At 45.6% G+C, this 23854-nt stretch carries 23 protein-coding genes; 4 read left to right on the top strand and 19 right to left on the bottom strand.

Annotation, left to right across the window (positions count from 1 at the left end):
• Nucleotides 1-22 precede the first annotated feature (22 nt).
• Nucleotides 23-832 (top strand): pyrroline-5-carboxylate reductase, encoded by an 810-nt coding sequence (gene proC / locus BN6539_RS03490; RefSeq protein WP_067533965.1) that lies wholly within the window; start codon nt 23-25, stop codon nt 830-832.
• Between the two features lie 62 nt (nt 833-894).
• Here proC (BN6539_RS03490) and BN6539_RS03485 read toward each other — a convergent pair whose 3' ends face one another.
• The 9 genes from BN6539_RS03485 to BN6539_RS03445 all read right to left on the bottom strand — a co-directional run bounded on the left by BN6539_RS03485 (nt 895) and on the right by BN6539_RS03445 (nt 11983).
• Nucleotides 895-1704, bottom strand: coding sequence for a nucleotidyl transferase AbiEii/AbiGii toxin family protein (locus BN6539_RS03485; RefSeq protein ID WP_067533962.1), 810 nt, complete (start codon nt 1702-1704; stop codon nt 895-897).
• Nucleotides 1701-2294, bottom strand: coding sequence for a type IV toxin-antitoxin system AbiEi family antitoxin domain-containing protein (locus BN6539_RS03480; protein WP_074038058.1), 594 nt, complete (start codon nt 2292-2294; stop codon nt 1701-1703). Before BN6539_RS03480 ends, BN6539_RS03485 begins: the two co-directional genes overlap by 4 nt.
• A 113-nt stretch (nt 2295-2407) precedes the next feature.
• Nucleotides 2408-3859, bottom strand: a complete 1452-nt coding sequence (locus BN6539_RS03475; protein WP_067533959.1) for a trimethylamine methyltransferase family protein — start codon at nt 3857-3859, stop codon at nt 2408-2410.
• A gap of 36 nt (nt 3860-3895) precedes the next feature.
• On the bottom strand, nt 3896-5479 hold the full coding sequence (locus BN6539_RS03470) for a BCCT family transporter (RefSeq protein ID WP_182435564.1): 1584 nt from the start codon (nt 5477-5479) through the stop codon (nt 3896-3898).
• A 242-nt stretch (nt 5480-5721) separates the two neighbouring features.
• Nucleotides 5722-7137, bottom strand: a complete 1416-nt coding sequence (locus BN6539_RS03465; RefSeq protein ID WP_067533953.1) for a sodium-dependent transporter — start codon at nt 7135-7137, stop codon at nt 5722-5724.
• A 296-nt stretch (nt 7138-7433) separates the two neighbouring features.
• Nucleotides 7434-8444 carry a proline racemase family protein gene (locus BN6539_RS03460; RefSeq protein ID WP_067533950.1) on the bottom strand — a complete coding sequence of 337 codons (1011 nt, stop codon included), beginning with the start codon at nt 8442-8444 and terminating at the stop codon, nt 7434-7436.
• Nucleotides 8434-9261: a pyrroline-5-carboxylate reductase gene (proC, locus tag BN6539_RS03455; RefSeq protein ID WP_067533947.1), complete on the bottom strand. Its 828-nt coding sequence runs from the start codon at nt 9259-9261 to the stop codon at nt 8434-8436. The genes BN6539_RS03460 and proC (BN6539_RS03455) overlap by 11 nt, the downstream gene beginning before the upstream one ends.
• Before the next feature lie 11 nt (nt 9262-9272).
• A complete protein-coding gene (locus tag BN6539_RS03450; protein ID WP_067533944.1) occupies nt 9273-11039 on the bottom strand; it encodes a cobalamin B12-binding domain-containing protein in 1767 nt (588 codons plus the stop codon).
• Nucleotides 11040-11305: 266 nt separating this feature from the next.
• Nucleotides 11306-11983, bottom strand: coding sequence for an FCD domain-containing protein (locus BN6539_RS03445; RefSeq protein WP_207645074.1), 678 nt, complete (start codon nt 11981-11983; stop codon nt 11306-11308).
• 201 nt (nt 11984-12184) lie between these two features.
• Between BN6539_RS03445 and ilvD the strand changes: the two genes are divergently transcribed.
• A complete protein-coding gene (gene ilvD / locus BN6539_RS03440; protein WP_067533938.1) occupies nt 12185-13861 on the top strand; it encodes a dihydroxy-acid dehydratase in 1677 nt (558 codons plus the stop codon).
• Nucleotides 13858-14652, top strand: coding sequence for an aspartate dehydrogenase domain-containing protein (locus BN6539_RS03435; RefSeq protein WP_082907340.1), 795 nt, complete (start codon nt 13858-13860; stop codon nt 14650-14652). Before ilvD ends, BN6539_RS03435 begins: the two co-directional genes overlap by 4 nt.
• 73 nt (nt 14653-14725) lie before the next feature.
• Here BN6539_RS03435 and BN6539_RS03430 read toward each other — a convergent pair whose 3' ends face one another.
• The 3 genes from BN6539_RS03430 to BN6539_RS22550 form a co-directional block, all read right to left on the bottom strand.
• Nucleotides 14726-15622, bottom strand: a complete 897-nt coding sequence (locus BN6539_RS03430) for a LysR family transcriptional regulator (protein WP_187375452.1) — start codon at nt 15620-15622, stop codon at nt 14726-14728.
• 182 nt (nt 15623-15804) lie between these two features.
• Nucleotides 15805-17184 (bottom strand): trimethylamine methyltransferase family protein, encoded by a 1380-nt coding sequence (locus BN6539_RS03425; RefSeq protein ID WP_276326618.1) that lies wholly within the window; start codon nt 17182-17184, stop codon nt 15805-15807.
• Nucleotides 17185-17268: 84 nt separating this feature from the next.
• Entirely contained in the window at nt 17269-17469 is a 201-nt protein-coding gene (locus BN6539_RS22550; RefSeq protein ID WP_187375485.1) for a hypothetical protein, read from the bottom strand.
• On the opposite strand from BN6539_RS22550, the gene BN6539_RS23405 reads away from it, so the two are divergent.
• Nucleotides 17378-18031 carry a LysR family transcriptional regulator substrate-binding protein gene (locus tag BN6539_RS23405; protein WP_067533928.1) on the top strand — a complete coding sequence of 218 codons (654 nt, stop codon included), beginning with the start codon at nt 17378-17380 and terminating at the stop codon, nt 18029-18031. The two genes, BN6539_RS22550 and BN6539_RS23405, sit on opposite strands and share 92 nt — an antisense overlap.
• A gap of 2 nt (nt 18032-18033) precedes the next feature.
• On the opposite strand, the gene nhaC is transcribed toward BN6539_RS23405, so the two are convergent.
• The 7 genes from nhaC to proC (BN6539_RS03385) all read right to left on the bottom strand — a co-directional run bounded on the left by nhaC (nt 18034) and on the right by proC (BN6539_RS03385) (nt 23849).
• Nucleotides 18034-19413 carry a Na+/H+ antiporter NhaC gene (gene nhaC, locus BN6539_RS03415; protein ID WP_067533925.1) on the bottom strand — a complete coding sequence of 460 codons (1380 nt, stop codon included), beginning with the start codon at nt 19411-19413 and terminating at the stop codon, nt 18034-18036.
• Nucleotides 19410-19694, bottom strand: a complete 285-nt coding sequence (locus BN6539_RS03410; protein WP_067533923.1) for a putative quinol monooxygenase — start codon at nt 19692-19694, stop codon at nt 19410-19412. The genes nhaC and BN6539_RS03410 overlap by 4 nt, the downstream gene beginning before the upstream one ends.
• Nucleotides 19695-19718: 24 nt before the next feature.
• On the bottom strand, nt 19719-20327 hold the full coding sequence (locus tag BN6539_RS03405; protein WP_067533920.1) for a DUF4125 family protein: 609 nt from the start codon (nt 20325-20327) through the stop codon (nt 19719-19721).
• Between the two features lie 18 nt (nt 20328-20345).
• On the bottom strand, nt 20346-21272 hold the full coding sequence (locus BN6539_RS03400; RefSeq protein ID WP_067533916.1) for a DUF4037 domain-containing protein: 927 nt from the start codon (nt 21270-21272) through the stop codon (nt 20346-20348).
• Between the two features lie 10 nt (nt 21273-21282).
• Nucleotides 21283-22068: a tetratricopeptide repeat protein gene (locus BN6539_RS03395; protein ID WP_067533913.1), complete on the bottom strand. Its 786-nt coding sequence runs from the start codon at nt 22066-22068 to the stop codon at nt 21283-21285.
• The gene (locus BN6539_RS03390) at nt 22065-22967 is read right to left on the bottom strand and encodes a DMT family transporter (protein ID WP_067533910.1); all 903 of its coding nucleotides are present in this window, start codon (nt 22965-22967) and stop codon (nt 22065-22067) included. Before BN6539_RS03390 ends, BN6539_RS03395 begins: the two co-directional genes overlap by 4 nt.
• 81 nt (nt 22968-23048) lie before the next feature.
• On the bottom strand, nt 23049-23849 hold the full coding sequence (proC, locus tag BN6539_RS03385; RefSeq protein ID WP_067533907.1) for a pyrroline-5-carboxylate reductase: 801 nt from the start codon (nt 23847-23849) through the stop codon (nt 23049-23051).
• Between the last annotated feature and the right edge of the window lie 5 nt (nt 23850-23854).

Raw genomic sequence — 23854 nt, 5'->3', positions numbered from 1 at the left:
AAATATCAAGGAGGAATTAAATATGCTAAATACAAATACAGCAAAGATCGGTTTTATCGGTTACGGCAATATGGCGGGGGCTACGGCTCGTGGTCTCATGCTTTCAGGGGCAATTAAGCCAGAGCAGATTTACGCCTGTGCAAACGATTATGACAAGCTCTGCAGAAAAGCGGCAGCTGATGGCATCCATCCATGTAAGACATCCTTTGAGGTCGTAGAAACATGTGATGTAATCTTTATCGGTGTAAAACCATATATGGTCGAGGGTGTCATGTCTCCTCTCAAGGACGTGCTCCACGGCAAAATCATCATTTCTCTTGCCGCAAATACATATGACGATGTCCTTGAAGAAATCATGCCGTCCGCTCATCATGTGGCGACAGCGCCTAATACACCTGTTTCTGCCTGTGAAGGCATCTTCATCTGTGAAGAAGAAAACACTTTGACAGAAGAAGAGAAAGCTTTTGTTCATGAACTGCTGGAGAACCTGGGACTTGTCCTCTGGATGGATCGGGATCACATGGGAATCGGCGGTGTCATCGCAGGCTGCACCCCTGCCTTTGTCGCCATGTTCATGGAAGCCCTGGGAGACGCAGGATGCAAACACGGTCTCACCAGACCTGTCGTCTATAAGTTGATTGCACAGATGCTGGCAGGAACCGGGAAAATGGCCCTCAAATCTGGAGATCATCCCGGACAGATGAAGGATGCAGTCTGTTCCCCTGCAGGAACGACAATCGTCGGGGTTTCAACTTTGGAAAAGAACGGCTTCCGGTTTGCAGTCATCGACGCCATCGACCAGATTCAGAACAAGATTCACGGGAAGGCGTAAGCTTTTATTGCAACGATTACTACTCGCTCAAACAGCGGCAGCTAAACACTGCTGCTGTTTTGTTATTCCTCTATGATGCTCTCATATGAAATTCCCTTTGCATAAGGGAACTTGTCTTGATATTTCTTCCAAATCTCCTGCAAATCATCACTATCTGCAATCAGGGAGATAATTTTATTTGCATGAACAATGGCTTCAGCACTGCCTCTATGTTCCGCAGTTTCCGTAAGGGCTTTCATGAACAGCTCTTTATCATATTTCTGTGTTGTTGCAAGGATATATATGTCGTAATAGTCCCTCGGCCTGGTCGTAAACACACCACGGCTTAATATTGTTTCTACTTTTTCAGCCATAACCGTCTCGATATTATATCCCCATAAACGGATACATATTTCATCGTCAAAAATACCAGTAAATTCGTATTCAACTGCAGAAGGCGTTATGATATCTCCCGTAGATACATCTATAGCAAGAGGCGTTATGATCGTATCGTAAATTGCGTTCATTTTTACACAGTATCCGACATATACATCATCCTGACGAATAGGCTTTATCGAGGTAGGCTCAAAAGTCACTCCATCATCAAGATCAATCCCACAAATAGCTTCTACCGCCGTCAATATTTTATCTTCAGTCAGGGGCAGATTCTTTAAAGTGGTATCTAAATCCATTGTCGATCTGATATCCAGGCCCACAATTGCCGCAATCAGCATTCCCCCTTTCATTACAAATTTCTCGCGATAGTCGGATAGCGACAGCCTTTCCAAGAACTGCTCAAACATGTAATTCTGAAGTACCGTCTGGGCAGCTATGGATCGATTTTTCGCATAATTATTGATCCTCGCTTTAAGACTTATCGCTTTTGAACTCATAACAGAACCTCCAAATATCTTTTCAATTCTGAAGTAACTTTAAACTGTTTTGCATACACAGAAAGCAAGTTTAAATTCTTTTTATCATATGCCGCATAATTTTTGACCGCACTGATAACGGTTTCTTCATCGCAGCGCTTTCGACATCTTAGGAGATCGCAAATCGTTCTTTCCAAGTCATAGCACCTGACTGTATTTCCAAGAATTGTGCTTCGTACAATAACCCCTATGCAGTGAAGTTGTGGTTTAACATAAAAGCACTTACATTCATCTTTAAGCGAATTGGGCAGCGACGTATTGCTGGGAATCGTAACCGTATGAGTAAATGGGGTTCTCTCTGACAATCCGTTTAAAAAAAGTGCCGTATCATGAGAAAACACAATGTTGTCTGAGCGCAGCATCATTGTATACATATCATCATGCACCGCATCTGGCAAGGTATATACGCCATGCCTGCTACGCTCCAGTAGCCCTGCTTTTACGTAGTTTGTAAGAAGCTGCTTTGAATATCCTAAAGCGAGTACCTGTGCTGTCGTTATCATATTATTATTTTTCTTGATCGCCTCATATAGATCTTGATTTATCGTCATTATTTCACCTCTCCACTTTGTTTACTTTTAAACGTAATTTTATATTACTTCTATTCAATAGTCAACAACTCAATCAAAAAAAGAGACTGAAATCAGCCTCTCGTTTTTGGTATTCATTTTTTGCCTTCTTTGACGATCTTTTCATTTTCAGCAATAATTTCATCAAGTTTCTCTATCAATTTTTCATCGATAGAATAGGCGTGTGCTTCTAATAACTTGTCAATTTTGCTGCATGCCCTCTTGCGGATATCATTGGTTTCCGTTTCCTTCTCCCAGGTGGAAAAAGTCCTTCTATCTGTTACCGTAGTCCCCATCCACTCCGTTTTGTAGTGCTTACGAGTATGCTTCGTCTTCAAGAAGGAGCCGCTTCCGTCCACGCCGCCTTCTGCTGCAATAACATCATAGGCCAGATGTTCCTCATCTACTTTGATACCCCCTAAGACCCTCTTCACGCAGCGAACAATTTCACAGTCAATGACCAGCGCCTCATGGCTGAAAACGTTGAGTTGGGACAGCATTCCGAGACCGTGGGTCTGGTTTTGTTTTGCCTGCAGCCCACATATTCCAGTCATGAACTTTTCCCAGCCATACTGTGCGTCTATGGTGTTGGAATCTGTTAGGAAACCTCCGCCGCCAGCCGGTACCTCCACTAATTTGCACAGTTGTGTGATAGCCGCTCGCATCAGAGCGTATTCTGGCGTGCCAACAGTACAGGTTACCGTCTTCATATCAAAAATACGGCTCCAGGATGCTAACACAACAGGGCTGCCCGGCTGATAAATTTGCAGGAGCACATTATGTGCTAACAGTTCCGCCCAGGATTGAGACACCTCCGCTGCCAAAGTTGCAGGAGAGGTTGCACCTCCCATAGGGCCGGAAGAAAAGAAACATGGCACTTTTACTTTTGCGGCCTCTCTGATTGCTTCACAGGCATCATCACGCATTTTCAATGGGGACAGCGTGCAGATATTGAACATCATATGAGGTTTTTCTTTCAGCACATCGTGTCCGCCCATGACAACTGCGTTCATCTCAATTTCTGCCCGTGCGCTGCGTTCATTGGTCGGCCACAGATGTAGCGGTTTTCTCGTATGCATCAGCCCGCATTTGGTCATATATAATTCCTGCACATTGTCCGGCATATCAGTCGGCTGGATAGAAGTCTGCACATGATTTGCTTCATCCAGCATCTCTAAAAGTTTAATTTCTTCGGTCAGCGCCTCATAAGTACCCGTCTTGATCATATCATCTTTTCGATCCAGATAAAACGCTGCAAAACCACTGGTTCCGATGGTAACATCATCTCCGCCCAAAGTGATATAATATTCGCCATTTGCGTCATACATATCAAATTTTGCCGGCGCGTCAACAAGGGTTTTTTTCACAAGAGCACGCGGGTAATATACTCTTCGGGTTTTCTCATCTACCGTACAGCCCGCTTTTGCCAAATCTTCTCTAGCCTGTTTTTCCTGAACTTCAATACCTAATTTCTCCAATATGTTCAATGTATTTTCATGAACTTCTCTAGCATCTTCATCAGACCAGAGTTTTTCTCCATAATACATATCTGTTCCGCCTTTCTATTCTTTGATATATACTGTTTAGTCCTCTACGAATTCGAGGGCTCTTTCCAAGTCTGCCTGGCCTGCCGGCGTCTTTAATCTTTCCTCTACACTGCCGCTTGCCAGTTTAAATACGCCTGCGATGATGATAATCGATGTAAAGGCCAATATCGCTCCGAAGGTTACTGATAAGCTCTGCAGGGAAGCCATACCGACTTCATTTAATACGAACAAGCACACCAGCGTGCCCAGCCCCAGGATTGCACAGAAGAAAAGACGCAGAGCAACTGGCGCTTCACCGTTTCTCTTAATTTTTTTCTGACACATTCCTGCAATGATATTGGACTCTGCATCTACCAATGTGACAAATCCGATCATGACGCAGAATAAAATCATAGGGATTGTCAGCCATTTCAGCGGAAGATACTTAAGAACAACGAAGTTTGCAACAGGTGCTCCCCAATCGCCGATGACATCCATAACATTGATATTCATGAAGGACATCATGTTCATCGCATCTCCGCCCCAGAAGCAAAACCATAGGAACAGGAAGCAGGTCGGTACGACTGTGCTGGCAGCGATGAATTGTCTGATAGTACGGCCTCTTGAAATCTTTGCCAGGTACATTCCGCAGAACGGTGAGTATACCAAGGTCCAGAACCAGGTGAAGCCAGTGTTGTTTACATTCCATCCATCTCCGTCACCCATAAAATCGCCGTTGAATGCCATTGGCAGGAAGTTGTCCAATAACGCCCCCATTGACCCTAGAGCAAGCTCACACAGTTTCAAAGTCGGTCCAAAACAAAATAAGACTACAAGAAGGATGATATATCCGGCAACGTTGATGTTGCTAAGTACAGCCAGTCCTTTCTGAAATCCTCTGGCGCTGGAGAAGCAGAGAATCAGTAAAGTGATTGCAACTACGATAATATACATCAGATTGTTTACTTCCAGTCCAGTGTTATATGCCAGACCAGTTGAGAACTGCATAACGCCAAATCCAAAGCCAGTGATAATAGCGCCCATGATAGCAATCAGGCAGATTACATCATATACGGTGCCCAGCGGGCCAAAAGTCTTTTCTTTCAAAACAGGATAAAGCCCCGTACTTGGCCTGAATGGCATTCCGTGATTGGTAAAGAGATATACACTAGTAAACCCGATGACCATATTTGCCACCCAGTTAAAGCCTCCCCAGTGGAATGTGGCTTGTGCAACCGCCATATTGGCTGCAGCCGTCGTCTCAGATTCAAGATTCCAGAATACCGGTGTGCTGCTGAAGAAGCTTGCCGGTTCCACTACTGCATAGAACATCATGGCAATCCCGATGTTCCCACAGATGATCATCGCCAGCCAGGTAAAGGTCTTATACTCCGGTTTTGCGTCCTCCCCACCGATTTTTGTTTTACCAAATTTTGAAATACACATATAAATGCAGGCAAATACGCACGCTACGATGATAAAGTACGCCAGCCAGGCAAAATGTGTCCCCGCCCAGTCCTTCACCGTCGTCGTGAAGGAGGCAAAGGATGAGGGTGCAGCAATTCCATAAATGACAAAGGCCACTATGAAAATCGCCACAGGTGTAAAGATTTTGTAGTTAAGTGATTTTAATAAATTCATAACTCCGCGTTCCTTTCCTTTTTTCATATTCAATCTACTAACGTCTTTCTTTAATGCAATATTATCAGAATTCTCAAAACGATAAAAGCGAACAAAAGGACATCATTTGTTTCCTTTTTTGCACCAAAAATCAAGAAAACCTCCTAGATAGACGTTTTTTAACGGTCTATCTAGGAGGTAATTTATCATTTAAAACTCATCCAAGATTTTTATCAACTTATTAGTTCAATTCGCGTGCCTGGTTAGAACAGCGAGATGATTGCAGTGATTGAGAAGTAACCCAGGACGACAACCACCAGATACTTATAAAGTACGTCAATCCATGCACCCCACTTGACTGCCGACGTATTATTGTACCATTCTTCCCTGATCTTTTTGGCTCCAATCACCCAAGCTCCGATAATTGCGATGCCAAGTGCAGTTACAGTATAAAGGATATTACCACATACATTGTCAATTAATGCAAACAGGGTATCACTCCAAGTACAAGGGATAGCGGCAATTGCAGCAATAACGATAACTGAAATAATCGCTTTGTTACGAGTTAATTTCATTCCCTGTTTATCTTCAAATGCCTGAATCCCCACTTCAAGCTGACTGATATGTGAGGAGATGCCTGCGAAGAAAACTGCAAGGAAGAATAATCCCATGAAAATTGCTCCGCCGCTCATAGTAGCAAATACTTTAGGAAGTGCTACGAACATGATTCCCTTACCCATGAGCGGATCCATTTCGAACACCTTTACTGCAGGAATAATGATGAATCCTGATAACAGGCAGATGAAGAGCTGTACGACGTTTACAGTAACGAAGTCTGTTGCGATATCCATACTGTCATCTGTATAACGCCCATAAGCAAGCAGGATACCAGGCCCAAGACCTACGGCAAACAATGCCATACCTGCTGCTTGTGCCCACATCTCAGGGTTCGCCAGCTGTGACCAATCAGGCTTTATGTAGTATTCAATGCCTTCTGCAATTCCCGGAATGAAACATACGCGAACAGCTAATACGACTAAGATAATGAACAATCCAGGAAGCATAATTTTACAGATTTTTTCAACACCGCCCTGTATCCCTCTCATTGAAATCAATCCAACTCCGATTAGCAGGACAACTACGATCGCATAGATTAACAGACGATTTCCGTTAATACTTTCAAACAATCCCTCTGCATCAGATGCATAGGACATGCCTTTGAAGGACTTAAAAAAGTAAACGACTACGATCGCAATAATTGCTGGGAAGTAACCGAACTGTATCGTCTGTTCCAGCGAGCATGCCCAGCCAAGAACTTTACCAGGGGTTTTTGCAACGCTGCCTAAAGCACTTACATTTCCTTCACGCAGTTTACGCCCCATTGCGATCTCAGCAAAACCTGCAGGTATTACGATTAAGATACAGATAGCGACAAAGGCAAGTACAAATGCGCCGCCGCCCCACTTTGCACACATCATCGGGAATCTCCACATAGCGCCTACACCTACGGACATTCCGATTGTTGAGAGGACAAATCCAAATCTCGACCCAAATCCTTCAGATTTTCCTTCGATAGCGCCTGACTTTCCTCCATTCATTGACTTAGAAATCATGTAGATTCCGCCGCCGCCAAATGCAACTAGATATACTAGCAACATTACAATAGTGATTGTTGACATATTAGCCTCCTTTTATTTTTCAGCAGGTAAAATAATTTCGCATCGCCCTTTCATCTCAGAGCTAACACAACTCACTTATGGTCTGTGTTATATTCTTTATACCACATTGTTATATCTATGTCAATCAGTTTTTACTGAAAAATTTTCAAAATTTTACGTATTTAATCAACTTTATAACAATAACAATTCTCGTTTCTATTTTGAGCTGTGTTAGCTATTTCTGCACATCCAAAACAGCCCCTATCCCCCCTATAGGAGTAGCCTAGAGGCTGCTGTGAGACTTCGTTAAAACAAAATTATACGCCCAGAAGGAAGCCTTCCTGGAACGGATCCTTCGGATCCAGAATCCATGTTGCAAATCCGATAATGCACGCATTTCCTGTTACTTTCGGAATAACTGCCTGCACGCCGCCGATCTGGGTTTCTTCTACAATTTCACACTTAAACAGGGATCCCGTCACACTTTCATGCACAAAGTGCTCCCCGACTTTTAGCTTTCCTTCAGCAAATAAAAGTGCTGACTTGGCAGAGGTTCCCGTGCCACAAGGGGATCGGTCAACGACCTTAGGCAGCGCCACTACGCAATTCTGAATATCCGCACCCTCCGTTTGCGGAGGTCCTGCAAACTCGACATGAGTTACCCTATCTACAAACGAAAGGGTCGGATGTTTGACTTCGATCTGTTCGTTAATATCCTTTGCAATAGAGTTCGCAATCTCAATAAATTTACCACAATTCTCCGTACAAATTTCGGCACCGACACTTTTCGCAGATAAAATCGCATAAACATTTCCGCCCCAACAGATATCCATAGTGAGCTTGCCATATTCCGTTGTATCTACCGTCACCGCTCTGTTGAGAACAAGAGCAGGCGCATTGGTAAAGGATACCTCTTCCACAACACCATCAGTGACCTTTGCTTCCACGCTCACAACCCCTGCCGCTGTATCCAGCTTGATTCGGGTAATCGGTTCTTCCACTTCTACAAGGCCATCTTCAATCAGTGCCACTGTAACGCCCATCGTGTCATGTCCGCACATAGGCATCCAATCACTTGCTTCAAAATATAACACACCTACGTCAGTACCCGGCGTACACGGGTCGGTGATCAGAGTACCTGACATAATGTCATTGCCCCTGGGTTCAAACATCAGAACTTTTCTGAACCAGTCGGCATTGTTCTTCATGTATGACATCTTTTCCTCCATTGTCTTTCCCGGTACCCTTGGAAAGCCGCTTACAACATTTCTTGTTGGCTGTCCCAGGGTATGTGTTTCAATGGTTCTAAATACTTTTTTAGCCTTCATTTTTATTATTTTCCTCCTGTATTTTCTTTGATTTTTGTACCGCTGCATTTACCGATTCCATTACAGCATAGGTGAAACCATTTTCTTGCAGCGATTTGAACCCCTCAATGGTAACCCCGCCGGGAGAACACATTTCGTCTACACGAGATTTTGGCGTCACACCTGTTTCATCTAGGATCATTGCAACCCCCAGCAGATTCTTTATTGTAATCTCCTTTGCCTGTGCACGACTGAAGCCTGCATAGACGCCGGCATCCACCAAAGCATCTGCCATTAGGTAGATCCACATCGGTCCGGAACAGCTGTAAGCAGTAAACTCTGCGAATTGATCTTCGTCAAGGTACATCACCTGTCCAAGCGCACTGAGAAAGGCATTGACGAAACTCTTCTCATCGGTCTCAACATTGTGGTTCAATTTTACAGCACTATGCCCATTTTCCACTTGTCCCATAGTGTTAGGCATGACCCTGACAATTTTTCTATTACCGCCCAGGAATCGTTCAAGCGTAGCAATGGTTACTCCTGCAGCAATAGATATCACGAGTGCATCCTCTTTCGCGTGCTTCTTTATATTCTCCGCCACGACGGAAACAATCTGCGGCAGCACCGCGACCACGATAACATCCGCTTCCATCATCGCGGCTCTTCCATCTACCACAGCCTTTACCCCGTATGTAGCTTCCAGATAGGAACATCTATCCTGAACAAGGTCATTCACCGTCACCTGCTCCCGCTCCACTACTCCCTTTTTTAAAACGCTGCGAAGTACTCCCTCTGCCATATTTCCTCCGCCACAGAATAGAACCTTTTTACTCATGTCTTTCCTCCTTATCTATTCGCTTCATCATTGAATTTCACAACAGTATCCACTAATTTGTCGATATCATTGTCCACGCTGATCCCTAACGCAATCAGTTTATCTGTGACATCAATGGGAACATCACTTCCATCCATCGCCTCGTTGAGCCTGCCGCCCATGAGCACTTTTATATGATCCATGCCAGCCTCATTCAGCGCAGTGATCAGCGCTTTGCCGAAACTATATGCCATACCATTATAGGTGCTGATGCATACGACCCTGCTTCCAGATTCTGTAACCGTATCGATAACCTCAGAAATTGCAACCGATGTGCCTAAGTCAAAAATGTTAGCGCCCGCTTCGCTCAGCACATTCTTTACAACTTCTTTACCAAATTCATGTACATCAGAAGCTCCCACTACCACGTTGATTCCCTTCAGCGCAGTTAGATTTTCTGCACTCATCTTTGATAGAACGTCGTCTTTGATCGCAGTAATTGTCTGTACAATGCTTGTTCCTCTGATCGGCACTCTGCCTCGCATTGCATTTTCCCTTGCTTCGCCTGCACCAAAGTTTGTTTCAAGCTGCTCTGGCCCTATGGCCTTCAATACGGCTGCTACCTCACCTGCGTGTTCAATATCGACGCCTAAATCATCTAATCCATTGATGACTCTTTCAAAAAATACATTTGCCCCGGCAACGAGCTGGTCAGCTTCCTCTTCAATTCTGTCCCAATCAATGTATTCTGCATAATACGGAGCCTTTTCGATTACCATGTCCATGGAAAGCTGACATTCAATGATCTCTTCGGCGCTGGGAATTCTCAAAGCCTCTGAATATGGTATCGCATTAATCGCATACCCTGTCGGATATTTCAACTGACATGCAATATCAGCCAGTGCGTAAGTCGGCATAACCGAATAGTTTTTTGCCATACTCATACCATAATCAATAGTATTTCCATTTACAAAAGTCCCCGGGGTCTGATATTTGTCGATTTTGCTTATGCCTCTGTTAAAGACAATCCTCAGCATCGGGTCGCTGAACAAGTTACCATAGCAATGAGCCACTCTTCCTCCCGCCAGTTCCTCTGCCATATACCGCTCCAGCTTGGCCCATCCGAGAAGGTTGGCAACATCATGAAACTGAGCGCCGTATCCATCGTCAAGATTGCAGTGCATACAGACTCCCCGATCCTTAAATTCACCCATGACAGCCATCGCTTTAATGTAGTCTTCTGTACGGTAGCTTTCCATATCAAGTCCTGGATATTCATAAGTAAAGTACTGGGCAAGATTCCCGATGGAAGTAGCACCTGCACCTAAACCATTTTTTACATTTTCCACGCTGTTCAACGACCCAATCATATGGTCGCCAAGGTGTGGATTGATGGGGGCGATCTGTCCAATCTGCTTCCACTCATCAGGATTGTTGAAAATCAAACTGCCGCTTGCCTGAAAACGATTCCGGTATTCCTCTGGAACACCCATTATCCAGTCGCAAATCATGCCTAACCGATCAATATGGGAACCCTCTTTTTCCAAAGTTTCATATACCGTTCTGACGCCTTCCGCTGTTGCCTGCCAGGAATTCCAGCCGATGACGCCGTGTTTCATTATTTTCCCGGCTTTCATCATCTTACGTTTGTATTCAGTCTCTGATTTTACACCGTACTTTTTCATAAATAGCGTTTCCGTTATCTCGATACCATCTGCGATTTTCTTCGCATCGTTTCTGATTGTTTTCATATCCGGAAGCTCTTTTTCATGAAACCTCCTGTTAAATTTGATATCCATAGTCACTCCTATTACATCATACGTTTATGATTTGCCAATTAGTCTCACACTTATCCACAAAAGGATCAATCACAGCTCATTAATGATTTATGTTATATTATGTATACCACACTTTTGTTTTTCTGTCAAATGAATTTTGGTTCTGTTTTCGCAATATTTAGCATTTTCTTCATTTTTGATTTTGAGTTGTGGCTCGCTTTTCTGCCTGCATAAAAAAATGACAGCTGTGTATCCATCACACAACTGCCCTTATTCCTATTGCTTTTCTAATTCTCCATACTTTTTGATACGATCTTTATCAGGTTGTCGAGATGTTCTTCCATTGCCGCCGCAGCAGCGTCTGCATCCCTTTCATAAACTGCCTTGAGAATCACCTCATGATCCTTATACGATCCAGCCTCTCCCATTGTCGTAATTGCCGAAAAATACTGGTACACATTGTTTTCCGTAAGCAAAAGACGAAGCACTTGGAACAGCGCACTATTTCCGGAAAGTTCCGCAAATTTTAAATGCATTTTTAAATCTTGCTCTGATCCGGATTCGCCCTTCCTCGTAACGTATCTATGTTCAAAATCTAAATCTCTCATCTCATGCAGATCTTCTTCTGTCGCACGGATCGTTGCGCAGCGAACTGCATAAGGCTCAACTAATCTACGAAATTCCAAAATATCTTTTGAATGTTTTGGATCTTCGCTAAATGCTAAAGCAATGACTTCTTCTGCATTCTGCAGAAGCTCCACTTGCGTCATCTGGCTTTCAAGAAATGTCTCGCCCTTTGGGGTAATGATACGTCCCTTGTTACTTATACTCGTAATGTAGCCGTTCTCTTCTGCCTGTTTCAGCATACGTCCTATCGTCGCCACAGATGCATCTAACTGCTTGCTCAGGTACGCCGCTCCTACCGGAGAAATACACTCTTTGATTGTCTCTAGTAATGTTGTCATTGTTAATTTTTTCATCGTTAATATTCCCTATATCACCATTGCGTCACCACAACTTATTTCTCATATACATGATAATACATCATAACTCATTTGTCAATTCTCAAAAAACAGTTGACATCCGTGAATTACTGTGATATTAATATATTATCACAAATCATTTATGAGTCGTGTTAACGCATTTCTTGGAATTGGGAGGAAAACATGTATAACCTGGATTCAAATAGAAATTATTGGAAAGGTTCCGAGGCCGGTAACAGAAGGACCATGTACAAAGCCGCTGGTTTTGGTGATTACGATATAAAGGAAAAGCCGCATATCGGCGTAGCAAATACTTTTTTTGAAGGATCTCCCGGAACAGGTCATCTCAGGCAACTTGCAGATCACGTTAAGAACGGAATCTGGGCAGCAGGTGGCATGCCCTTAGAATTTGGAGTTCCGGCTACTTGCGGCAATGTAGCAACAGGCTCAGTAGGCCTTCGTTATGAGCTTGCAATGCGGGATGTCGTCGCGATGTCTATCGAAGGCGTTACAAAGATTCACAGTTTCGACGCACTCGTCATTCTTGCATCCTGTGATAACATTATTGCTGGTGCATATCTCGCCGCAATGCGCCTTAACATCCCTTGTATCGTTGTGACCGGTGGTCCCATGTATCAAGGCAGCTGCGACGGTCGTAAGATCGTTCAGGCCGAGGTGGATATTGCTTCCATCCGAGGCGATGAAGAAATTCTCAAAATGGCCGAAGAATTTGGATGCCCTTCCTTTGGTGCATGCCCTTCTATGGGCACAGCAAACACCATGCAGATTCTTGGCGAGCCGCTTAACATGGTGCTTCCCGGTACTGCGACAATCCCTGCCGGAGACAGTCTCAGACTTCGTAAATGTACGGAAGCCGGGATGTATATCGTGCAGTTGGCAAAGAAGGGCATTACACCAAAGGATATCGTTACGAAAGAATCTTTGCTGAATACGATTATGGTTGACATGGCAATTGCCGGTTCCACCAATGCAGTCATTCACATTCTCGCTTATGCAACAGAACTGGGCATACCACTTACGCTTGACGATTTTGATGCACTGGCTAATGAAATCAAGTGTATCGTAGGCGTCATTCCTACCGGCTCCTATTCAGTAGTGGATTTATATAACGCCGGCGGCGTACCCGCTGTCATGAAACAGATTCAAAACAAGCTTTATACCGATACTATGACACTTCTCGATGTATCTTGGGGAGAATATCTGGCGGCTGTTCCATCGCCTATCGATCACGATGTAATAAAGTCTTTAGACGACCCAATCAGCGTACTTCCCGGCATGAGAATTCTTCATGGAAACCTGGCAAAAAAAGGCGCTGTATGCAGGCCTACGGGGATTCCTGAATCCATGTGGCACTTTAGCGGCCCTGCCAGAGTATTCAACTCGGACGAAGCCGCACGTGACGCCATTATAAATGACGAAATTACAGGTGGAGAAGTCGTCGTGTTAAGGTACGAAGGTGTCAAAGGATCTCCTGGTATGAATGAACTGATGAAGGCTACCGACAGTCTTCTCGCTAAAGGGCTTGAATCAAAAGTTGCCCTTATTTCCGATGGTCGCTTTTCCGGGTTTAACCATGGCTCCATTATCGGCCATGTCTCACCAGAAGCATATATCGGCGGACCACTGGCGTTCATTGAAGACGGCGATATTATTGAATACGACATTACAGAAGGTTATCTTAACCTTAACGTAGATGACGCAATTTTAGAAGAGCGAAAGAGAAACTGGATCAAACCGGAACCAAAAGTAAAATCAGGGCTGCTGGCACTTTACCAGGCAACTGCGAGACCGCCTGAAGAAGGTGCCGCAATGCAGATTATGGAGGATGAAATATTATGATAAAGAAAAAATTCGCAATCATCGGAGATGGCTTCTTAGCAGCAAACGTTGCCGATGCGTATGCTCACGGCAAAATGCCAAATTACGAACTGACTTGCATTCTCGGGCGAATTGACGAAAGGCTTAACGAACTGTCAACAAAATGCAACTGCAAAGCCGTAAAGACTCTTGATGCACTTCTCGCTACTGAGCCTGAAATCGTCGCAGAAATGGCTGCCGTTGAAGCGGTACAGGAATATTGTATCGACGTGCTAAAAAGCGGAGTTTCCTTCATGGCACTCTCCATCGGGGCATTTGCTGACTCTCACTTTTATGAAACAGCCAAAGAAGCCGCTTCCGAGAATAATGTAAAAATTTATTTTTCCTCGGGAACCATTGGTGCATTTGACGCAATGCAGTCGATCACTCTGATAGGCGGCGCCAAAGCAGAATTAACCCTGAACCGCTGGGCAGGTTCCTACAAGGATACGCCGGTTTACAAGCCCGAAATCGAAGCGACGGGCGTAAAAGATACCCTGTTTGAGGGCACTGCAGCAGAAGCCATTCAATTACTGCCAAGGATGATCAATATCGGCGTCGCCACTTCACTGGCAACCATCGGTCCCGAAAATACATATATTAAAATCACAGGAGATCCCGATATGCCGCACAATGACGATGATGTGAATATCAGAGTCCATTCAGAGCATATTGACATGAAGTTTAAGATATATTCCAAGAACCAGATCTTAACGGGTTGGAGCGTTGTGTCTTTCTTAAACAACTTAGCATCGCCAGTCTATTTCTATTAATTTTTAGCAGAGATATTAACATACAAAAAAGGCTTGTCTACTTAATTGGCAAGTCTTTTTTGTGACAGTCTTTTTATTTTCCAATATACATCTGTCGTGCCTTCTTCACATATCGCAGGAACTCGCGCAGTGTCAGAGAGACATTTTCTTTATGCTTCACGGCAAAACCTATTGTTCGCTTTACTTCCGTATTAAGCTTACGGAATTCCACCGGAAACCATTTTGCCGTATCTTCAGCAACTGACAGAGGGATGATGGACACACAGTTATCGTAAGCAACCATCTTCTGCACCAAATAGATGGAGTTTGTATTATAGTCCGCTTCTTTAGTTCCTGCTGTGATTTCCTGAAATTTCATCATATCCTGATCATAGCCCTCTTGTGTCTTAAATAAAATCAGCTTATGATCAAACATCTCCTCGACAGAAATCACTTCTTTCTCTGCTAAAGTGCAGGCCTTTGGAATCAATGCAACATATGGTTCCTCCATAAACGGAATCCAATCGAACTCGTGATATGATTCCCTACTGAAAAGCGCTACATCGATAATGCCCTGTTTCAGCCAAGTCTCCAACTGGTGCAGGCTATGCTCTTCCACAACCTCGATTTGTATGCCGGGATGAATTTCGTTGAAACCCTTCAGAATGTCTGGCATCAGCAAATAGGCCATTGTCGGAAAACTGCCAATTCGCAGCTTCCCCTGAGACATCCCTCGAATCATCAGATACTCTTCTTCTAATATCGTATTCACCTTCAGCAGTTCTCGAATTAAAGGGACGACCCGCTCCCCCTCTTTGTTCAAGACGATTCCTTTTCTCGTTCTCTTAACCAGGGGAAACCCAATTTCCTTCTCCATGCTGGCAATCATTTTTGACAGGGCTGATCTTGTATAGCCCAGGTCCTCTGCAGATTGACTGAGACCGCCACGGTCGACCACCTTCAATAGCACTTCGTATTTCGTAATATCCATATAATTCACCTCAATCATCATCTCTTGCTGGAATACCGATACATGGGGTTCTTGCAAGTTGCAGAGAATTAGTCCTCTAGCTGCATTATACAGAAATTTCTGCCGATGTCAATAAAGCCTCCAAACTGGATAATTGTGTCTTACATCAGTTTGGAGGTTTATTCAATCTTTGAATGCTCCTATTAAAGGTGGAAAGCCTCATACTTTGTTATAATTCTGTCCAGTTCCGCTTCTTTTTCCAATCCCAGACTGTAACTGTATTGGTTAAGCATCTCTTCAATCTTAATACGAACCCTCTTTCTTATATCATTGTTGCGCTCATCTTTTTCCCAGGTTCCATAAGTCCTTCTATCAGAGAACTTTGGCCAATAGACTTCACTTACATAATTTGCTTTTGTATGCTTGCTGCTGAGGAAACGTCCATCCACCTTGTGGGCGGCAATTTCATCATATGCAAGGTGACTTGGATCTACTTCAATTCCTTGCAGAAGCCGCTGTATCACACCGATCATTTCGCAATCGATCACCATTGATTCCAGACTAAAAATATTCATCTGCGAAATTAGACCCAGACCATAGATCAAGTTCTGATTTGCTCTCATATCTCCCAGACCGTTCATAAACTTTTCCCAGCCGCACTGCATATCAAGGGTGTTGGAATCCGTAAGGAAGCCATCTCCGCCCGTTGGAACTTCAATTCTTTTTCCTAATTGGGTGATCGCCTGCCTCATGAGGGCGTATTCAGGTGTGCCCACCGTACAAGTGGCATTTTTCATGTCAAAAATTCTGCTCCAGCTGGCGAAAACATCTGGAGAACCCGGCTTACAGATCTGCAGATATGTATTATGTCCCAGAATCTCTGCCCAGGCCTGGGTTAGTTCTCCTGCCAAAGTTACCGGCGCTGTGGCTCCAGCCATAGGCCCAGAAGTAAAAAAACACGGAACGCCGTAGGCCGCTGCTTCTCTGACCGCCTCGCTCATATCTTTACGCATTGTGAGCGGTGATAATGTGCACATATTGAACATGAGATGCGGTTTTTCCCTCAGCACATCCGCTCCGCCCATTATTTCCGCCGCCATTTCAATCAATCCTTGAGCGCCCAGCTGTCCGAACGGACTTGTGTGAAGGGGCTTACGAGAATATACAAATCCACCCTTAGCCATCCAAAGATCTTGTACGCACGCAGGTTTTTCAACAGGCTGTACCGAGGTTTTCATCCAGCCGATCTCATCCGTCATTTCTACAATCTTTGCTTCGTCTGCAAGACCTTGATAATCACTATCTTTCACCTGGCCGTCACGCCAGTCTAAATACGGGGCCTTGAATCCGCCAGGTCCAAAGCTGGTTTCTTCTCCACCGACGCTGAGAAATCGTTTGCCGTAAGAGTCGTACATGCTGAATTTTCTTGGTGTATACTTAATGGTTTCCTCGACAAGGTAGTGAGGAATATATATTCTCTCTTCTCTTACCGAGCATCCCGCTTTTTGAAAATCTTCTCTTGTGCGTTTTTCGGTAACTAACATACCTTCCTTTGCAAAAAGCTCAAGCGCATTAAAATGAATTTATCTCGCTTGTTCTTCTGTAAATACTTTTCCATTGATAAACATAACTACTCCTTTGCTTTACCATAACAGATTGCTTATTTACTAATTATCCTCCGCACTTTCAGATACCTGATATACCCCTTCATGGGTCAGGATATGGTTGTTCTTAGTGAAAAACAACTTGACGAAAGAGTAGATTGCAACTGCGGTAATGACGTATACTGGCAGTGACGCCAGAATTGGAACACGTCTTACCGTGAAAATCCCTCCAAAGTTGATAAAGGCAAGTGCTACCAGTCCCATCAATTCTATCGTTGAAGGACATGTTGATTTAGGTATTACCAGTGTCTTTTCCGATAAAAACGTTGCTTTTATTCCTCTGTTCAAATATCCCGCTCGATTAATCGTATCATCGAACCACCCTTTGGCGTCCAATGACGAAATTTCTGCTGAGTCACTGGACGGGTGCGATTTAATATATATCCCAGACATCGGGAACGACGTAATTCAAGCAGTTAAAAAAGTCTACGACTTTAAATTTGCTTCACCATTTAGTGTGCACAGTGATGTGGGTGCAATCTCAATGGTCGACCTGGGGCTTGGGTCATATATCATCTCTGAACTCCAATGCATACGGCTTGGAAATAACACAAAGAAAATAAAATTTAAAGAACCGGTTTACCGGACCATGGGGATAGGAGTACTCAAGCACAAACTGCAGATTCCGATTATTAAAGAAATGATTCAGTTCGCCATCGATTTTAGTAAAGATTTTGAGAAAGAATTATGGTCGCGCTGCAAATGCCATAAAAAGAGAGGCTGTCTGTGTATTATGCAGACGCTTCTCTTTTTTATCCTATCATGATTTCACTCCTTACTGTAGCGAATCGTCATGCCTGTCGCTGCGAAAAACAAGGTCGCCGCCGTCATGGTCAGCGCCAGCATATAATATGGCACATATTCTGCGGCAGCAACGCCCAGGGTTGCGCTGAAGTAAACGCCAGCCGTGGTCCACGGCACCAGCGGCGCAAGGCCTGTCGCCCCATCATGGACAGTTCGCGCCAGCACGCATTTGTGAATTCCGAGTTCATCAAAGCGGCGCCCCATAGCGTTTGACGTCAGTACGATGGCCATGTGACAGTCCGCAGAAAAGAATCCTAAAACTGTACTCATCACATAAGACGCCGTAATCACAGAGAAACGTTTCTGCAGAATCCCGCTGATCTTCGATACGACAGAAGTCATAATCGCTGTCCGCTCCAGGCACCCTGCCAAAGCCAACGCCAGGATGATCAGCAGAATCGTCGATGCCATCGCCATCAGCCCGCCCCTCGTGAGAAGCGTATCCAGAAGCTCGATTCCCGTATCCGAAACATAACCCGCATACATCGATGTCAGGCTTTCCGAAAGGGAATTGCCCTGATATAAGACAGACAAAGCCACCCCGCACAGGGAAGCGGCAATCAGCGTCGGCACAGTGGGGATCTTGAGGAAGATCAGAACCAGCAAAACGATGATTGGCAGAAGCAGAATCGGGCTCAGGTGAAAAGTCTCTGCAAGCCCATTCATGATTTTCGTCACCTGGCTGGTATCCGCTGACGCCTCTGCGTATCGAAAGCCCAGAACCGTATAGATGATTCCGCATCCAACAATAGAAGGGATCGTCACATAAACCAGGGAATGCAGGGTCTCATACAAGTCCACCTTAGAAATTGCCGCCGTCAGATTGGTCGCAGCGCCAAGGGGTGATTGCTTATCGCCGCACATGGCCCCCGATATAATGCATCCGGCAGTCAGCCCCACAGGAATGCCAAGGCTGATGCCGACCCCCATAAAGGCGACGCCGATGGTCCCTGCCGTCGTCCAGGACGACCCGGTGACAAAAGCCATGACGAAGCACAAGACCATAATAGATATCAAAAACCACTGCGGTGAGAAGAGCATTAGCCCGTAGTAGATAACCACCGGCACAGTACCGCACATGGTCCAGGTTCCAACGACCACGCCTACCATGAGAATCGTCAAAAACACGCCCACTGCATCTGCCACCGCTTTGTGCATGCCCTCAATCAGTTCCTTCCATGGAATCCTGAGAAAAATGCCAAAGCAGAGAACTATGCCGATGTTCACCAAAATAGGGACATGGGGCTCCAGCTTTAGAAAAACCACACCAGCGAGCAATACGAAGATGTTTACCAAAAGAACGCCAAGTGCCATCAAAAATGTATTTTCTCGTTCTCTACTCATTTGATTTCTTCTATAACTGTCTCAATTCCATACTTCTTCTTTATTTCGCCAAGTTTGACGAGATGGGGCAGTGTATCATGATATTCCTGGGATGCTCTGTCCTTCCATTGTTCCACAATCAGAATCTCGTTGTCTCGCTCTGCAGAGAAATAATATTCATATCGAATATTACCCTCTTCCTCGTGGGTTGCTTTGATGATGCCAGCCTTTAAGACCTCATCATAAAATTGGTTTAAAGTTGCCTTATCTTTTGCCGTATAAAATACATGTAAGTTGAACATTTTTTTACCTCCTAGTCATATAACTTAACATTGCGTATTTGCTTCCGCTTCTTCAAGGGAGGCAAATCCATAAAGTTTTACCGTCTCTTCCAGAATCGTCAGATCCATATTCTCACCTTTGGCAAGCAGCTCCTGCTGCCACTTGAGATAAGCGCTCAGGGTTTTTTCCGAATAGGTGAGCAGTTCTCCCCGAAGATACGTAGAAATCGATGTACCGCCAAACTGAGAGGCCTCATCGTCTTCCAGGCTGCGCCCGCCAGAGGCGATATGGGGATACTGGTCACGCAGCTTGCGGCTCCAGTCCATAGAAATCCCATGAATCTGCTCCACCAGCGCTTCTTTTTCGCAAGTCACCGGACGGAGAAACGGTTCCATCTCGGCGTATTCCTCCGGTGCCGTATATTTCATCATCCGTGCATATTTTTCAGTTATCAGGTTAAACCCATCCTCCTCAGCACAGGTCAGATCCTCAAGGTAGGATTCACGCATCTCCTCATTCCAAGCTGCAAACTGGCATCTGCGCATGGCGTAGAAAGTTTCTCTGTCGTCCTGACAGGAAGCTCTGGATCCTCCTTCATTGACCTTGTCAAACATTCTGTATTCTTTTTCAATAATTCTTTCTATGATATCCATAGCATTCCCTTTCTCTCCTCAGCCCACAGTCAGTGGCAATCCGGCAATATGCGGGTCCTCGATATGCTTCAGCAAAGCAAAGCTCTGATCACAGAGAAAATCACTGGTCGTCTCTGTAAGCTTTTGTTCCATCAGTTCTTCTCTGATTGCGATGCAGATGGTTTCGATGAGCTGCACGTTCTCCTCTCGGCATGGATCTTTACAGATCCGAGAAAGAAGCGGCGCGATATTCGTCAGCTTGGACAGGTTGCCCATTCCTCTGAACGTCCACTTATAATAGGGCGTATATCGCCTGTTGAGAAGATACACCGCTTTCATGGCTGCCTCTGTAAACTCTGACAGCGCCAGCATCGCGGCCACGAAATCACCTCTCTGCAGAAGACGTGGGTAGTTGTATTGGCCAGCCTGCCCCATCTTGTGGCAGTTGCAGGACAGTTTCTTTATCCTCACGTCCTCTGGATAAAATTCCAGCAGCTTCTCTCTGATTCTCGTGAATTCCCCCAGAGGATCGGTAAAGACCGAGCCATTTGTGGCGGTCGCCAGAAACTGCTCTGGAATCCGCATCCACTGATCCTGCTCGATCGGCCCCTCCGCCATGCCGGTATATTTGGCATAAAAGTCAGAAATCCTCATGACGCCGGTTCTGCCCAAAGCCATCCCCTCGTCCCGCTTTCGCTCAAAACCCTGAAAGGTCTGCGGCAGCGCCAAATAGGCTTCCTGCAGCGCGGGGCCGATTCGCTCCATGTCCTCATCGGCGAGCCAGAGGCAGAACCCCGGTCCAAAATCGTGATCGCGGGAGAGCTGATCGTCAAAACCAAAGGCATCGGAGCCTTCCCCGGCAAAGCCGCAGGCAATCCGGGATACGTACTCTGGGAATTTCTTTTCCAGCATCGGCGCGCCGTATTCCAGATAATATCCTTTTGCCAATTCCATTCCTTTTCCCATGAATCCCTCCTTACTTTCTGCAAAGTTTTTTCAGAATCTCCTGCGCAGTGAAATAATCCTTGTTCTTTCCGAAAACCGCTTCAATCTCCTCCAGCACCTGGCGAAGACAGTCTATCGCTTCTCTCTCATTACCCGCTCGCGCCAGTAGCTGTCCGTACAGCATTTTGGCAGAAATCATGTGCGGATTTTGATAAGAAAGGGCAGAAAACATCCGAATCGATTTCATCAGCAAATCCATCGCTTTCTGATCCTGATCTTTCCCCGCATAATAATAGGCCTGATTCAAAAGCCCTGTGGCCACGTCCTCTTCATGTCCGCCCAGTTCCTCCAGAATCGCCATGGAGTGCTGCATCAGTGCAAGCCCCTCTTCCTCTCGCTGTGTGTCCATACAGAGCAGCCCCAGGTTGTTGAGGACAGAAGCGTACAGGAAATGCTTTTCCCCCTGGCACGCTTCAAAAAGTGCCTTCGCCTGCAGAAACAGTTCCTCTGCCTGTTTCATCTCTCCCATCTGCCTGTAGGTGCCCGCCAGGTTGTTCACGCTCACCGCATATTCGAAAGAGGCCTCCCCAAAAGCCGGGCGCAGAGCCTCTAAAACTTCTTCGTAATACTTGACAGAGTTCTGGTAGTCGCTGACGCTGCGGCAAAACGCTGCCAGCTCACTGGTACAGGCGATATGTACTTCTCCACTATCCTGGCTTTGTTCGTACACGTCTTCCAGCCATTTCAAAATTTCTTCGGGACGCTGCCGCGCGTCAAACTTGCCGTCAAGCGATTCATAAAATTGTTCCTTTGTCATGGTTCCCTCCTATTTACCCAAAGAATGCCACTGCTAACCAGGAGCAGCGCCGCCAGGTTGTTCCACGTCAGAATGTTCTCATGGAGCAGCAGTCCCGATAATGCCGTTCCGAATACCGGAATGGTAAAACCAAAGGGTGCCACCTTGCCGACTGGGTTGTGCTTCAGTAGAATCGCCCAGATGGTAAAAGAAATCGTGGACAGAAACGCCAGATAGAAAAACAAGCATGCCGACTTTGGCGTAAATTCGCCCATGGTCCCTCCCGCCAGATAGCCCATGAGGATCAGAATCGCACCGCCCATCATCAGCTGGTATGCGGTGATGGTCTCCGGTTTTTCCCTCTTTGAGATCAGCTTTGTCGTCACCGTGCTGGCACCGTAGGCGATCGCGCATAGTAGGACAAAGCCTTCGCCGTTCCATGCGAAGCCGCTGTCCCAGGCTCCAGGCGTAAGATTTACCACGACTACACCGGAAAAGCCGACGATGCATCCGATTGCTTTTTTCCAGGTAAAACGCTCCTCTTTCATCAGAAAATGGGCGATGATGATGGCAAAAAACGCGTTGGATGCGGTGATGATCGATCCCTTGGCTCCTGTCGTATTGGCAAGACCCAGATAAAAGAAAAAGTATTGTATCGTCGTCTGCAGCACCCCCTGTCCGAAGACAAAAGGGATGGACGATTTCTTCATTTGCAGAGGTTTTCTCTCTTTGAAGCTGAACAAGAGAAAGGTCATTGCACCTGCACAGAAAAATCTCCATCCGGCAAAGAGCATCTGACTGCCCGCGCCTTCGATGGCGAACCATTCATAGCCGATTTTGATACAGGGAAACGCACTTCCCCATAAAAGGCAGCAAAACAGAGCCAGGACAGCGACAACTGGTGTTTTCTGTATTGTCATAATAAGACTCCTATTAAGAAAAAAATCCGGCGCGCATATGCTGAAAACAAGGAATTTGCGCCGGATCTGATTGATTATTTACTAAATTGCATTTGCTTTCTTTACCGCCTTATCGACAGAAGTCATGACAGCAGAAGCAAACCCTTCGTCTACGAGGGATTTGTAGCCTTCGATGGTTACGCCGCCAGGAGAGCACATCTCGCTGACTCTCGACTTCGGCTCGTCGCCGCTTTCATCGAGAATCATGGCGACGCCCAGCATGTTTTTAATGACCATCTTTCTGGCGTCGCTGCGGCTGAAGCCGGCATAAACGCCTGCATCGATGAGAACGTCCGCCATCTGATAGAGCCACATCGGACCGGAACAGCTATATGCTGTAAACTCGCCAAACATGTTCTCCGGCAGGAGGATGGTCTGCCCCAGTGCCTCCAACACCTGCAGGGCAAAAGCCTTTTCTTCTTCATTCACATTGCCGTTCAGGCAGACCGCGCTGTGCCCGTTGCCTGACTGCCCTAGTGTGTTGGGCATGACGCGTACAATCTTCCTGTCAGCGCCCAGCATCTCTTCCATGGATGCGATGGTGACGCCTGCTGCAATAGACAGAACAACCGTCTCCGCCTTTGCCGCTTCCTTTATTGTCTTTGCCACCACTGGTACGATTTTCGGAAGCACGGCGATGATAATCATGTCCGCCTCTTTCATGGCCTCCTTGGCGTCCACCATGGCATTGACTCCGTATGTTTCTTTGAGATATTCGCAGCGGGCCGGGTTCAGTTCGCTGACAGAGATATTTTCACTTTTTACTACTTCTCTCTGGATCAGGCTTCTCATGACGCCTTCCGCCATATTTCCGCCGCCGCAGAATACGATTTTCTTGCTCATTTTTT

Origin of the sequence: Emergencia timonensis (genome assembly GCF_900086585.1) — a bacterium.
Taxonomy (GTDB): domain Bacteria; phylum Bacillota; class Clostridia; order Peptostreptococcales; family Anaerovoracaceae; genus Senimuribacter; species Senimuribacter timonensis.
The sequence above is the reverse complement of the archived record's forward strand: the minus strand, read 5'-3'. Positions and strand labels throughout refer to the sequence as shown.

Excerpts from the sequence above, each read along its gene's own strand:
- proC (WP_067533965.1), top strand. The coding sequence starts at position 23 with ATGCTAAATACAAATACAGCAAAGATCGGTTTTATCGGTTACGGCAAT.
- BN6539_RS03485 (WP_067533962.1), bottom strand. The coding sequence starts at position 1,704 with ATGAGTTCAAAAGCGATAAGTCTTAAAGCGAGGATCAATAATTATGCG.
- BN6539_RS03480 (WP_074038058.1), bottom strand. The coding sequence starts at position 2,294 with ATGACGATAAATCAAGATCTATATGAGGCGATCAAGAAAAATAATAAT.
- BN6539_RS03475 (WP_067533959.1), bottom strand. The coding sequence starts at position 3,859 with ATGTATTATGGAGAAAAACTCTGGTCTGATGAAGATGCTAGAGAAGTT.
- BN6539_RS03470 (WP_182435564.1), bottom strand. The coding sequence starts at position 5,479 with ATGAATTTATTAAAATCACTTAACTACAAAATCTTTACACCTGTGGCG.
- BN6539_RS03465 (WP_067533953.1), bottom strand. The coding sequence starts at position 7,137 with ATGTCAACAATCACTATTGTAATGTTGCTAGTATATCTAGTTGCATTT.
- BN6539_RS03460 (WP_067533950.1), bottom strand. The coding sequence starts at position 8,444 with ATGAAGGCTAAAAAAGTATTTAGAACCATTGAAACACATACCCTGGGA.
- proC (WP_067533947.1), bottom strand. The coding sequence starts at position 9,261 with ATGAGTAAAAAGGTTCTATTCTGTGGCGGAGGAAATATGGCAGAGGGA.
- BN6539_RS03450 (WP_067533944.1), bottom strand. The coding sequence starts at position 11,039 with ATGGATATCAAATTTAACAGGAGGTTTCATGAAAAAGAGCTTCCGGAT.
- BN6539_RS03445 (WP_207645074.1), bottom strand. The coding sequence starts at position 11,983 with ATGACAACATTACTAGAGACAATCAAAGAGTGTATTTCTCCGGTAGGA.
- ilvD (WP_067533938.1), top strand. The coding sequence starts at position 12,185 with ATGTATAACCTGGATTCAAATAGAAATTATTGGAAAGGTTCCGAGGCC.
- BN6539_RS03435 (WP_082907340.1), top strand. The coding sequence starts at position 13,858 with ATGATAAAGAAAAAATTCGCAATCATCGGAGATGGCTTCTTAGCAGCA.
- BN6539_RS03430 (WP_187375452.1), bottom strand. The coding sequence starts at position 15,622 with ATGGATATTACGAAATACGAAGTGCTATTGAAGGTGGTCGACCGTGGC.
- BN6539_RS23405 (WP_067533928.1), top strand. The coding sequence starts at position 17,378 with ATGACGTATACTGGCAGTGACGCCAGAATTGGAACACGTCTTACCGTG.
- BN6539_RS22550 (WP_187375485.1), bottom strand. The coding sequence starts at position 17,469 with ATGGGACTGGTAGCACTTGCCTTTATCAACTTTGGAGGGATTTTCACG.
- nhaC (WP_067533925.1), bottom strand. The coding sequence starts at position 19,413 with ATGAGTAGAGAACGAGAAAATACATTTTTGATGGCACTTGGCGTTCTT.
- BN6539_RS03410 (WP_067533923.1), bottom strand. The coding sequence starts at position 19,694 with ATGTTCAACTTACATGTATTTTATACGGCAAAAGATAAGGCAACTTTA.
- BN6539_RS03405 (WP_067533920.1), bottom strand. The coding sequence starts at position 20,327 with ATGGATATCATAGAAAGAATTATTGAAAAAGAATACAGAATGTTTGAC.
- BN6539_RS03400 (WP_067533916.1), bottom strand. The coding sequence starts at position 21,272 with ATGGGAAAAGGAATGGAATTGGCAAAAGGATATTATCTGGAATACGGC.
- BN6539_RS03395 (WP_067533913.1), bottom strand. The coding sequence starts at position 22,068 with ATGACAAAGGAACAATTTTATGAATCGCTTGACGGCAAGTTTGACGCG.
- BN6539_RS03390 (WP_067533910.1), bottom strand. The coding sequence starts at position 22,967 with ATGACAATACAGAAAACACCAGTTGTCGCTGTCCTGGCTCTGTTTTGC.
- proC (WP_067533907.1), bottom strand. The coding sequence starts at position 23,849 with ATGAGCAAGAAAATCGTATTCTGCGGCGGCGGAAATATGGCGGAAGGC.